The 11,499-nt window shown below is 50.3% G+C and carries 11 protein-coding genes; 5 read left to right on the top strand and 6 right to left on the bottom strand.

Annotated elements, in window-relative coordinates:
- Together CW734_RS06620 and CW734_RS06615 are read right to left on the bottom strand one after the other, a co-directional pair.
- Entirely contained in the window at positions 1 to 1,701 is a 1,701-nt protein-coding gene (locus tag CW734_RS06620) for a phospho-sugar mutase (protein WP_101189923.1), read from the bottom strand.
- A 75-nt stretch (positions 1,702 to 1,776) separates the two neighbouring features.
- Positions 1,777 to 3,321: a carbon-nitrogen hydrolase family protein gene (locus tag CW734_RS06615; RefSeq protein ID WP_101189922.1), complete on the bottom strand. Its 1,545-nt coding sequence runs from the start codon at positions 3,319 to 3,321 to the stop codon at positions 1,777 to 1,779.
- 132 nt (positions 3,322 to 3,453) lie between these two features.
- Between CW734_RS06615 and CW734_RS06610 the strand changes: the two genes are divergently transcribed.
- The 3 genes from CW734_RS06610 to CW734_RS06600 are packed head-to-tail and all read left to right on the top strand — an operon-like array spanning position 3,454 to position 5,250.
- Positions 3,454 to 3,879 (top strand): disulfide oxidoreductase, encoded by a 426-nt coding sequence (locus CW734_RS06610; protein WP_058381323.1) that lies wholly within the window; start codon positions 3,454 to 3,456, stop codon positions 3,877 to 3,879.
- A gap of 1 nt (position 3,880) precedes the next feature.
- On the top strand, positions 3,881 to 4,351 hold the full coding sequence (locus CW734_RS06605) for a thioredoxin family protein (RefSeq protein WP_101189921.1): 471 nt from the start codon (positions 3,881 to 3,883) through the stop codon (positions 4,349 to 4,351).
- 53 nt (positions 4,352 to 4,404) lie between these two features.
- Positions 4,405 to 5,250 (top strand): RluA family pseudouridine synthase, encoded by an 846-nt coding sequence (locus tag CW734_RS06600; protein WP_308302134.1) that lies wholly within the window; start codon positions 4,405 to 4,407, stop codon positions 5,248 to 5,250.
- A gap of 36 nt (positions 5,251 to 5,286) precedes the next feature.
- On the opposite strand, the gene CW734_RS06595 is transcribed toward CW734_RS06600, so the two are convergent.
- Entirely contained in the window at positions 5,287 to 6,117 is an 831-nt protein-coding gene (locus CW734_RS06595; protein WP_101189919.1) for an aldo/keto reductase, read from the bottom strand.
- A gap of 127 nt (positions 6,118 to 6,244) precedes the next feature.
- On the opposite strand from CW734_RS06595, the gene CW734_RS06590 reads away from it, so the two are divergent.
- Positions 6,245 to 7,573, top strand: a complete 1,329-nt coding sequence (locus CW734_RS06590; RefSeq protein WP_101192156.1) for an NCS2 family permease — start codon at positions 6,245 to 6,247, stop codon at positions 7,571 to 7,573.
- Positions 7,574 to 7,704: 131 nt separating this feature from the next.
- Positions 7,705 to 9,032, top strand: a protein-coding gene (locus tag CW734_RS06585; RefSeq protein ID WP_101189918.1) for an IS3 family transposase whose coding sequence is annotated in 2 segments (ribosomal slippage) — positions 7,705 to 8,083 and positions 8,083 to 9,032 — 1,329 coding nt in all. Because the reading frame shifts where the segments join, the coding sequence is not laid out codon by codon here.
- A 143-nt stretch (positions 9,033 to 9,175) separates the two neighbouring features.
- Here CW734_RS06585 and CW734_RS06580 read toward each other — a convergent pair.
- From CW734_RS06580 to queG, 3 genes are all read right to left on the bottom strand, one after another.
- Positions 9,176 to 9,484 (bottom strand): hypothetical protein, encoded by a 309-nt coding sequence (locus tag CW734_RS06580; protein ID WP_101189917.1) that lies wholly within the window; start codon positions 9,482 to 9,484, stop codon positions 9,176 to 9,178.
- 321 nt (positions 9,485 to 9,805) lie between these two features.
- Complete coding sequence (gene trmL / locus CW734_RS06575) at positions 9,806 to 10,279, bottom strand: tRNA (uridine(34)/cytosine(34)/5-carboxymethylaminomethyluridine(34)-2'-O)-methyltransferase TrmL (protein WP_101189916.1); 474 nt, start codon at positions 10,277 to 10,279, stop codon at positions 9,806 to 9,808.
- Positions 10,280 to 10,289: 10 nt separating this feature from the next.
- Positions 10,290 to 11,435 carry a tRNA epoxyqueuosine(34) reductase QueG gene (gene queG, locus CW734_RS06570; protein WP_101189915.1) on the bottom strand — a complete coding sequence of 382 codons (1,146 nt, stop codon included), beginning with the start codon at positions 11,433 to 11,435 and terminating at the stop codon, positions 10,290 to 10,292.
- Positions 11,436 to 11,499 lie beyond the last annotated feature (64 nt).

The raw sequence follows: 11,499 nt of genomic DNA, 5'->3' as shown, positions 1-11,499 counted from the left end.
TCAGCGGTTCGCAACGATATCGAGAAATGATTCTTTCAATAGTTCGAGCTTTTCGTCGCTTTCCTGCTGGGTTGCTGCTTTGACGCCGAAATAGTATTTCACTTTCGGCTCGGTGCCGCTTGGGCGCACGCAGACCCACGAACCATCCGACAGGAAGTATTTTAGGACATTTGATTGCGGCAAGACGATCGCTTCACTCGTCCCCATATCGACAAGCGTCCGTGTCCGGCTATCATAGTCTTCGATTTTTTCGACCGCGATGCCGGCAATGGATTGTGGCGGCGCCGTGCGCAAGCCGTCGAGCAGCTGCGTGATTTCACGTGCCCCTTCGATGCCTTTTTTCGTCACGGAAACGAGCAATTCGCGGTAGAAGCCGTGGCGTTCATATAATTCATTCAATACGCCGTAAAGATTTTTGCCTTGCTTCTTATAGAAGGCAGCCGCTTCGACCAATAGCAATGTCGCTTGCACGGCGTCTTTATCGCGCGCAAAATCGCGGATCAAATAGCCGTAGCTTTCCTCGTAGCCGAATAAGAAGGTGAATTCGTGCTGCGCATCATTTTCACGCAATTTTTCGCCGATGAATTTAAAGCCTGTCAACACGTCTTCGCTCTCTATGCCGTAGCTTTGTGCGACCGCTTCCCCGAATCCGGAAGTGACGATGGTCTTAAAGATGCGTCCGTCTTCCGGCAGTTCGCCTTTTGCTTTTTTCTGGCTCAATAAATATTCCAGCAAGATGCCGCCGGTTTGGTTGCCCGTTAACAATTCGTATTGCGTACCGGTCCAAACCGCAGCTCCGACGCGGTCGCCGTCCGGGTCAATGGCAATCAATAGATCTGCGGTCTGCTCTTCACCGTATTTTCGGGCAAGGTCAAACGCTGATGATTCTTCCGGGTTCGGTGATTCCACCGTCGGGAATTCACCGTCTGGCGCCATTTGTTCTTCGACATAGCTGATGCCGCTATAGCCTGCTTCCTCAAAAACCCGGCGGACGGTCGTGCCTGATGCCCCATGGAGCGGCGTAAAGACGACGCTGATCGGCTCAACACTTGTTTCCTGAACCGTCAACACTTGGTCGATATAGGCGCGGTCGAGCTGTTCGCCGAGAATTTCCAATAAGGAGGAATCATATTCTTCATTTTGGATGGCTAGTTCATCTTCCACTCGGCTGACAAATCCGATGACCTGGTCTGCCGCTTCCAAATCCAATTGTGCGCCGTCTTCGCCGTATACTTTATAGCCATTGTATTCAGGCGGGTTGTGGCTTGCGGTGATGACGATGCCCATGAAGGCATTCAATTCGCGCACCGTGAACGATAATTGCGGCGTCGTGCGCGCCGCTTCATATACATAAGCACGAATGCCCGCAGCAGCAAATGTTCGCGCCGCTTCTTCGGCAAACTCCGGTGACATGCGGCGGCTGTCGAACGCGATTGCCACGCCACGCTTCATCGCCTCTTCGCCGAAGCTTTCAATATAATCGGCAATGCCTTTTGACGCTTTTCTGACGGTATAGACGTTCATGCGGTTCGTGCCTGGTCCAATTTCACCGCGCATCCCACCTGTTCCGAACACCAAGTCCTGATAAAACGCATCTTCTGCCAGCTGCTCGTCTTCCGATAATAATTGCAGCTGTTGTTTCGTGTTCACGTCCAGCCCCTCGTGTCCGAGCCATTTTTGCATTCGCTGTTTCCATGTCATGGTTCATCCCTCCAATTACTTATCAGTTTACCAAATTTTCCGCAAAAAAGCCGCCCCGATTCGGAGCGGCTAAAGTTAATCTTGTTTATATTCAACACGGTAGACGTCATGGCGGCGGTCCTTCAACTGCTTGACAGTGCCGTCTTGGCGTTGGCGTCTGAGGATTTCAAGGTCAACATCCCCGATCAACACCATTTCCAGGTTCGGATTGGTCTCTCCGACGATGCCATCACGCGCAAATTCGAAATCAGACGGCGCGAAGATGCCGGACTGGGCATATTGGATATCCATGTTTTCCGTTTGCGGCAAGTTTCCGACCGTTCCGGAAATGACTGTGTAGATCTGGTTCTCGACTGCGCGGGCCTGTGCACAATAACGCACGCGTAAATAGCCTTGGCGGTCTTCCGTACAGAACGGCGAGAATATGATATTGGCGCCCATATCGGTGGCGATGCGGGCCAGTTCCGGGAACTCGATGTCGTAGCAGATCTGGATGGCGATCTTGCCGCAATCCGTATCGAAGACGCGCACGGAGTCGCCTGCTGAAATGCCCCACCATTTACGTTCATTCGGCGTGATATGGATCTTGTACTGTTTATCGATTGAACCATCGCGACGGAACAAATATGCGATGTTGTAAATCTCATCGTCTTCTTCTTTAACGAAATGCGAGCCGCCGATGATGTTGACGTTATAGCGGACGGCGAGATCCGTGAACAGCTCGATATACTGAGGAGTGAATTCCGTCAGTTTGCGGACCGCTTGGCTCGGCGATGGTTCATTCAAGAACGACATCAATTGCGTCGTGAAGATTTCCGGGAACACGACGAAGTCCGAATGCGCATCGGAGGCCACGTCGACAAAGTACTCGACCTGGTTCGCCAAATCGTCGAATGAATTGATGGCACGCATCAAATATTGGACGACACAGATCCGCACAGGCAGACTCGTCTTGAAATGGCGCTTGGAGATCGGTTTGTAATCGACATTGTTCCACTCCATAAGCGTTGCGTATTTGCCCGATGCTTTATCGTCCTGCAAATAGCCTGGGTTGATCCGCATGAGCTGGAAACCGTTCATCAATTGGAACGTCAGCACCGGATCATAGATTTTATGGCGTGACACCGAATCGACGTATTCACGCGGCGACATTTCGTCTGCGTGTTTATGGTAGTTCGGGATGCGCCCGCCGATGATGATCGATTTCAAGTTCAATTCACGCGCGAGTTCCTTGCGCGCTTCGTACAAACGCTGCCCGACTTGCATGCGGCGGTATTCAGGATGCACCATGACTTCAATGCCGTACATATTATAGCCATCTTGGTTATGGTTCGTTATATAGCCGCCGTCTGTGACATCGTCCCATGTATGGCGGTCATCGTATTCATCAAAATTAATCAATAGGCTCGAGCAGGAGCCGATTACTTTGCCGTCAAGTTCCGCGACGATCTGCCCTTGTGCAAAAACGCCTAAATGGCTTCTGAGCTGCTCTTCTTTCCAAGGTTCCATGCCCGGAAAGCAAAGCTGCTGCATTTCCAGAATGGCAGGTATATCAGCATAGCTCATCTCACGGATGATCATGCTTTTTTCAAAATGGGATAAATCGAATTGTTCTGCCACGTTACCGCGCTCCTTCACAAAAGTTTCAAAGTTAATTATAGCCCATACGCCCGGTTGTTGATATTATTTTACTTGTATGGTTTTAAGAATTATACTTCAAAAGGAAAGCTTTCCGGAAAAGAGGGACAAAAGATGACGAAGCGTCAAGAAAACAGTTTGCTGTTCATGTGGGCGGTGTCCCTAGTTGCGACACTTGGCTCGCTGTATTTTTCCCAAGTGCGCGGGTACATTCCGTGTGAGCTGTGCTGGGTGCAGCGCATCTTCATGTATCCCCTCGTCTTTGTGCTCGGCGTTGCCTATGTGCAGAAAAACCCGCGCATCGCAATGACTTCGCTCGTGCTGTCCGTCATCGGCGGCTCGGTTTCGCTGTATCATTACGGCATCCAAAAACTCCGGTTCTTATCGGATTCCGCACCGTCATGCGGGCAAGTCCCATGCACAGGGGAATATATCAATTACCTCGGATTCATCACCATCCCGTTTCTCGCGCTCATCGCATTCGCTTTGATTGCCGGAACGAGTGTTTATCTGTGGAAATCATTGAAGGAGGAACAATAAGATGAAAAAATTGCTGATTATCGCCGGCGTCGTACTTGCCATTTTTGCCTTGATCGTCTTTTTGACCAATCAATCGCAAGACGAGAAACTGGCAGACAACCCGTACGGCACGGATGATTTGAACCCGGCCACCATCGATCAGCTCGATGACGAAAACTACCAGAACATCGCATTGCCGGAAGATGTGAACGAACAGATCCAAAGCGGCGATCCGACGACTGTCTATTTCTTCAGCCCGACTTGCCAATTCTGCCAGCAGACAACACCGATCTTGATGCCTGTCGCAGATGATATGGATGTCGAGGTGCTTCAATACAACCTGCTCGAATTTGAGCAAGGCTGGTCTGATTATGCACTTGAAGCGACACCGACACTTGTCCATTATGAAGACGGGCAGGAAGTTGCCCGCTGGACAGGCGCACAGCCGAAAGAGAATATCGAACAATTTTTCCAGGAAGTCGTGAAAAAATAAACTGAAACGGGATCATGTGCCGCGCGCATGATCCCGTTTTTATGGAGGACTGTATGATGAATTGGACTTACCAAATTCCGGAACAAGGCATGACCGTCACGGACTTATTGAAAAACGAATGGGGCCTTGGCAAAAAGACCGTGCACGAACTGCGCATGGCCAAAGGCATCCGCCTAGCCGATGGCACAGAACCGCGCTGGCAGGAACCGCTCGACAAAGGGACGGAATTGACTGTTACGATTCCCCAAGCTGAGTCGCCGTACCAGCCCAACCCATCGATCGAACCCGAGATTTTATTTGAAGATGAGCACTTCATCATCGCCAATAAACCAAAAGGGCTCGCCACCCACCCGAACGACAACCACCAGGATGATACATTCATCAACGGCTTGATGGCTTACGTCCAGCAATCCGGCGGTTCATATATCGAACATATCCACCGGCTTGACCAAGGCACTTCCGGCGTGTTGCTATTGGCAAAACACCCGATCGCCAAAAACGTCATGGACCGGATGGTTGAACAAAAGCTTGTTCAGCGTGAATACGAAGCACTCGTCAAAGGCTTGGTCCGCGGGCAATCCGGGACGCTCGACTTCCCGCTCGGCCGCGACCGCCATCACGCTACGCGCCGCCGCGTATCGCCGAACGGGCAAAGCGCCGTCACCCATTACCAGGTCATCAACCGTGCAGACGGCCGCTCCCTGCTTCATTTAACTCTGGAGACGGGGCGCACGCATCAAATCCGCGCCCATTTATCGCACGTCAAACACCCGATCATCGGCGATGAATTGTACGGAGGGCCGCCGACTGAAGACGGCGAATACTTCCTGCACGCATTCCGTATCGCTTTTAAACACCCATTTACCGGTCAGCAAATCGATATCGAAGCAAAACAATAGCAAAAGGCCAGCGAACCCATTCGCTGGCCTTTTTTCTTAAACTTTGATTTCATCCGGATGGGTTCCGCTGCGCCAATCCTGGTTAAGCGCTGAAATCTGTTTCATCTCTTCTTCACTTAATTCAAAATCAAAAACATCGGCATTTTCAACGATGCGCGACGGCGTCACCGATTTAGGGATGACAATCAAGTCATTCTGGAGATGCCAGCGAATGATGGTCTGCGCGATGGATTTCCCGTACTTTTCGCCGATTTCCGACAGCACCGGATCTTCGAGCAGGCGCCCTCTCGCAAGCGGCGACCAGGAAGTGACCGCAATGTCTTGTACCGCACAAAATTCGCGCAGTGACTCCTGCGTCAATTGCGGATGCAACTCGATCTGGTTGACCATCGGTTTCGTATTGGCCTTGCCCAAAATCTTCTCCAGGTGATGCTGCTGATGGTTGGATACCCCAGCTGCACGGATTAATTTTTCATCATAGAGCCGCTCGATCGCCCGGTAGGTTTCCTCGAACGTGTCGGGGATCGCCCAATGTGTCAAATACAGATCCAGATAGTCCATATCCAGCCGTTTCAATGAAGCTTCGAATGCACGCAAGGTCTGGTCGTAGCCCTGGTCGGTATTCCATACTTTCGACGTGATGAACAGCTTTTCACGCGGCACGTCTCCTGCACGGATTGCTTCCCCGACTTCTGCTTCGTTGTCATATACTGTAGCGGTATCGATCGCTTTATAACCTGTTTGGATCGCTTTTACCATCGCTTCGACCGCCGCTCCTTTATCGGTCATCTTGTAGACGCCAAGGCCGAAACGCGGCATTTCCACTCCATTATGTAAGGTTTTTGTTGATTCAATCGTCAGATTCATAAAAATTCTCCTCCTGTTCTTTTCCATTGTACAAATTGTCGAAAGGAATTTCGACTATTCGCCACCAGATTGAGAAAAGCTCTTGCATCCGATATTAAAACGAATATTATTAAACGTGTTGTTCAAAATGTTCGTGTTTATAAGGAGGATATTCCATGTTTCAGTTAAAGAACACGGAACTGACGTCAGAACCGAGATCACTGCCGGTATGACGACATTTTTGACGATGGCTTATATCGTCATCGTCAACCCGGTGATTTTAGGTGCTGCCGGCGTTCCGTTCGATCAGGTTTTTCTTGCCACCATCATAGCAGCAGTTATCGGCACATTGTGGATGGCACTGCTCGCCAATTACCCGATTGCCATCGCGCCGGGCATGGGGCTTAACGCATATTTCACTTCCATGGTGCTCGCCTCTGACGGCGCCATTGATTATACGACTGCTTTTGCCGCAGTCTTCGTTTCCGGATTGCTGTTTGTCGCGTTGTCTCTAACCTCAATGCGGAAAATCTTGATTGAAGCCATTCCGGAAAATTTGAAACACGCCATCACGGCAGGCATCGGCTTGTTCATCGCCTTTATCGGCATGCGCCTCAGCGGATTGATCGTTGCCAATGAAGCGAATCTCGTCGGGCTCGGTGACCTGACTTCGCCGCCTGTCGCATTGACACTCGCAGGGCTTGCCATCACGCTCATCTTCATGTCCTTGAACATTCATGGCGGGATTTTCTTCGGCATGATCGCAACCGGCATCATCGCCTTCTTCACCGGGCAATTAAAGTTTGCGGAAGGCTTCATGAAATTGCCGTCGCTTCCGGAAGGCATCATCGTCTGGAATCCCATCGAAGCCTTCCTGCTCGTCGCTGAATTCGGCCTCTACGGCGTCGTGTTCTCATTCCTGCTCGTCACGCTCTTCGACACAACCGGAACGATGATCGGTGTCGCGAAACAAGCAGGGCTCATGAAAGACAATAAACTGCCACGCGTGCGCCAGGCGCTTCTCGCCGATTCGGTTGCCGCCAGTGCAGGCGCCATGGTCGGCACAAGCCCGACCAGCGCTTATGTCGAATCTTCCGCCGGCGTCGCTGCAGGCGGGCGCACGGGGCTCACGACTTTGACCGTCGCCATCCTGTTCATCGCAGCCGCCTTTTTCGGGCCGCTCGTCGGCTCCCTTTCCGGCGTCGCCGCCATCACCGCTCCCGCTCTTATCATCGTCGGCAGCTTAATGATCGGCGCCGTCAAGCAAATCGACTGGGATCAATTCGATGAAGCGTTCCCGGCGTTTCTGATCGTTCTCGCCATGCCGCTCACATCAAGCATCGCAACCGGCATTGCACTTGGGTTTATCTCTTACCCGCTCATGAAGATCTTCAAAGGCAAATGGAAATCCGTCCACCCGATCCTTTATATTTTTGCTGTGCTGTTCACGATCCAGATTCTCATTGCACCGCATTAAAAAATCCCCTGCATTTTTCTTGAACTGAACCCCAAATGGTAGACACTTTAAAAAGTGCCCCCCATTTGGGGTTTTTTCTGTTTTCAGACCCCGGTATACTGAACATATCTACTGGAACGGGAGAGGTTGTCATGAGTAAAATCATCTTTAACGAACATCAACGACGCACATTGGAAGCGAATCCGAATGTCAAAACGGTCTCGGATCGAACGATTCAATACACACCTGAATTTAAGGTGAAAGCCGTCAATGAAAACTTGCAGGGCAAAGGTCCGGCGCAAATTTTTGCCGAAAATGGATTTGACCTGACGGTAATTGGATCGGACAAACCGAAAGAGACATTAAAACGTTGGCGGAAAACGTTCCGACTTTACGGCGAAGAAGGGTTTTGGGAAGAGCGCCGTGGAAAAGGCAGTACCGGCCGGCCGTCTACCCAAAAGCTCTCTGCCGAGAAAAAGTTGGAAAAGGCGGAAGCGCGCATAAAATACCTGGAAGCCGAAAATGAGTTGCTAAAAAAGCTCGAGGAACTCGAGAGGCAGGCGAAGAAACGCAGCTGACCCCAGCGGAAAAATTCGAAGCGATCAATGTGGTGGTCCGGAAATTCCAACTGAAGAATATGGTGGATGCCCTCTGCCAGACAGCGGAAGTCAGTCGAAGTGGCTACTATGCTTGGCTGAAGAAAGTGGAACAGCACGCCATTCGCGAAGAACAGGACTATGAAGATTACCTGTTGCTGAAAAGCATCTACGATGCGCATCGTGGGAAAGTCGGGTATCGCACCTTTTACATGATCCTTACGGAACTGCTGGAAACCCCGATGAATCACAAGAAGATTCTGCGCCTTATGCGCAAATTCAATCTCTTTGCCAAAATCCGGCGAGCGAATCCTTATAAGCAAATCGCCAAAGCCACACAGGAACACGCCGTCTGTCCAAACCTGTTAGACCGTAAGTTTAAACTAGACGAACCCGGCAAGGTCTTCGTCACGGATATCACGTATCTACCGAACCGGTCGGGACAAATGGCGTATCTGTCCGCTGTAAAAGATATCGCCACCCGCGAAATCGTCGCCTACGAAGTGACGACGACGCTTACGATGGAAATTGTGTACCGCACGTTACAAAAACTGAAGGAAGCATTGGATGACAATGTTCACCCGGAAGCGATGATCCATTCCGATCAAGGCTTCCACTACACCCACCCCGAATACCAACGACGCGTGAAGAAAATGAAATTGACCCAATCGATGTCCCGCAGGGGCAACTGTCTCGACAACGCCCCCATCGAATCGTTTTTTGGTCACTTTAAAGATGAAGTCGAGTTTAAACAAGCGACCAGCCTAGCCGAATTAAAGGGGCTGGTGGATGAATACATGGAGTATTACAACGGAACGCGCAAACAATGGAACCTAAAAAAGATGACTCCGGCACAATACCGAAGTCATCTAATCGCAGCCTAGCTGCCGGGTGCTTTTATTAAATCGTCCACTAAATGGGGCTCAGTTCATTTTTTGTACCTTAATCGAAAGGGACGCTTACAAACCAATTTTCATCGTCTTTACATTTGCCCACAAAAAACACCGATTTCTCGATGCTTTTCTTGTTAGACTCTAGCTGAACGCCCGGACATGGCTGCGGAGAGCAATAGCACGATTGCTGTCAATAAGTGCAGTGCCCAGCCGATCAACGGAATCCAAGCGAGTGCACTTGTAATGATCCCCAGAATCGAGCCGAACTTCGGCGAATATTCTTTAAAGCAAAAGAACAACGTAATGGCATGCAGCACGAACATGATGCCGAGCGGTGCATAGCCTGCAGAAATTACAAATCCGCCTCCGATGAACGGAATGGCCAGAAATGCCTCCGCAAGGCCCGTAATCCAAAGCAGTGCAACGGATGTCTTCATTTTCATATCAGTTCATCCCTTCCTTTTCTTCCTACCCCTATATACGCATCACATCCAAAAAAGTTTCAAGTTTCTTGGATGGACGGAAAATGTCCATATTTTCGAGTGGGTTCCATATTTCATTTTTCCCTTTGGTACGCTATACTAAACACAGATGCAAATTTCAAGGAGGTCGTCATTCATGAACTTGATCTTAATCTTGGGGATTTGTGTATCGTTTTTGGTAGCTATCTTCACTGCTGGATACGATGACAAACCAGGCACAGACAAAAGACAATAATGTGAAATGCAAAAGGACAGCGCCCACGCGCTGTCCTTTTTTGTCGTTTATTTCAAATTCGGGAAATCCTGTTGGCGCAGCGCTTCATACATCAAAATCGCTGCCGTGTTCGACAAATTGAGTGAACGGATATGTTCATTCATCGGAATGCGCAAACAACGGTCTAAGTTGGCATCAATCAATTCCCTCGGCAAGCCCTTTGTCTCCTGACCGAAGACGAAGAAATAATCTTCCCCGGTATCCGAAAAATTGAACGAACTGTATGTCTTCGTGCCAAACTTGGTGATGTAATGGTATTTGCCGTCAGGATAGGCTGTAAACAACTCATTGAGGCCATCGTGGTAATGAATATCCACGTGCTCCCAATAATCGAGCCCCGCCCGTTTGAGCATTTTATCGTCCGTCGAAAATCCGAGCGGCTTGATCAAATGAAGGCTGACCCCTGTCCCCGCACAAGAGCGTGCAATGTTCCCGGTATTCGCCGGAATTAATGGCTGATATAAAACAATGTGTATTCCCAAGTTTCTTCACTTATCCTTTCGTTTCTGCAGAAAAGAATGCCAGCCCTTTTTCGATCTCTGCCAGCACCTCTTCATCTTTCTCTTGCTGCCGTGCATGTTCAAGCGCTTGTCTCCCCTCATCCGTTCCGATGCGGCCGATCGCCCAAGCCGAGGTCCCCCGGATGACCGGACGCGGATCCGTGTTCATCAATTCGATCAATGCAGGCACCGCGGACTGTTCTTTAAAATGGGCGAGCGCCAAAATGGCGTTGCGCTGAATCGGCTTTTTGCCACGCCAAGAACCTGACACATGGCCGAATTTCTCTTTGAACTCCCGGTTGGAAATGGTCAACAGCGGCTCTAAAAGCGGCTTGGCAATTTCCGGGTCCGGGTCAAATTCCGGATGAATGCGATTGGCCTTGCGCTTATTTTTCGGGCACACGGTCTGACATGTGTCGCAGCCATAGATGCGATTACCTATTTTCGACCGGAACTCATCTGGCAGGAAGCCCTTCGTCTGTGTCAAAAACGAAATGCAGCGCTGGGCATTGAGCTGCCCGCCCTCGACAATCGCGCCGGTCGGGCACGTATCGATACATAAGCGGCAGTCGCCGCATTGATCTTCCATCGGCTCGTCGTATTCAAAAGGGATGTTGGTGATCATCTCGCCCAAATAGACATATGAACCGAACTCCGGCGTGATGATATTGGTATTTTTCGCACTCCACCCGATACCGGCCCGTTCTGCCACGGCACGGTCAGACAATTCGCCAGTGTCGACCATCGATTTCATGCGCGCCTCCGGATAATGGGCAGCGATAAAAGATTCCAACAGCGCCAGCCGGTCCCGAAGTGCCGCATGGTAATCCTTGCCCCAGGAAGAACGCGAGAAAATACCACGCCGTGCCCCTTTGACACCAGGCGTCGCCCCTTCCATTTTGGAAGGATAGGCAATCGCAATGGCAATGATGCTCACAGGCTCTTCCATCAATAATTCCGGACGCGTGCGTTTCTCCACATCCGATTCCTCAAAACCGGACTGGAAATTCAATTGCTGCTGGCGGATCAAACGATGCTTTAAACTAAAAAAAGGTTCGACCGAAGCAAAGCCGATTTTATCAATCCCGATTTCCGCGGCATACGCAACCAGTTGTTGTTGGAATTGATCCAAGTTCATGTCGATAACTCCTTGCTCCAATTTATGGTAAGATAAGGCTATTATTCACGGAAAGGATGATTGC

The organism is Planococcus sp. MB-3u-03 (assembly GCF_002833405.1).
In the GTDB taxonomy this organism is placed as follows: Bacteria; Bacillota; Bacilli; order Bacillales_A; family Planococcaceae; genus Planococcus.
This window is presented reverse-complemented; position numbering and strand designations above follow the sequence as displayed.

Coding starts and splice junctions, on each gene's coding strand:
- CW734_RS06600 (WP_308302134.1), top strand. CDS start 4,405: ATGATGAATTGGACTTACCAAATTCCGGAACAAGGCATGACCGTCACG.
- queG (WP_101189915.1), bottom strand. CDS start 11,435: ATGAACTTGGATCAATTCCAACAACAACTGGTTGCGTATGCCGCGGAA.
- CW734_RS06590 (WP_101192156.1), top strand. CDS start 6,245: ATGTTCGTGTTTATAAGGAGGATATTCCATGTTTCAGTTAAAGAACAC.
- CW734_RS06620 (WP_101189923.1), bottom strand. CDS start 1,701: ATGACATGGAAACAGCGAATGCAAAAATGGCTCGGACACGAGGGGCTG.
- CW734_RS06610 (WP_058381323.1), top strand. CDS start 3,454: ATGACGAAGCGTCAAGAAAACAGTTTGCTGTTCATGTGGGCGGTGTCC.
- CW734_RS06580 (WP_101189917.1), bottom strand. CDS start 9,484: ATGAAAATGAAGACATCCGTTGCACTGCTTTGGATTACGGGCCTTGCG.
- CW734_RS06595 (WP_101189919.1), bottom strand. CDS start 6,117: ATGAATCTGACGATTGAATCAACAAAAACCTTACATAATGGAGTGGAA.
- CW734_RS06605 (WP_101189921.1), top strand. CDS start 3,881: ATGAAAAAATTGCTGATTATCGCCGGCGTCGTACTTGCCATTTTTGCC.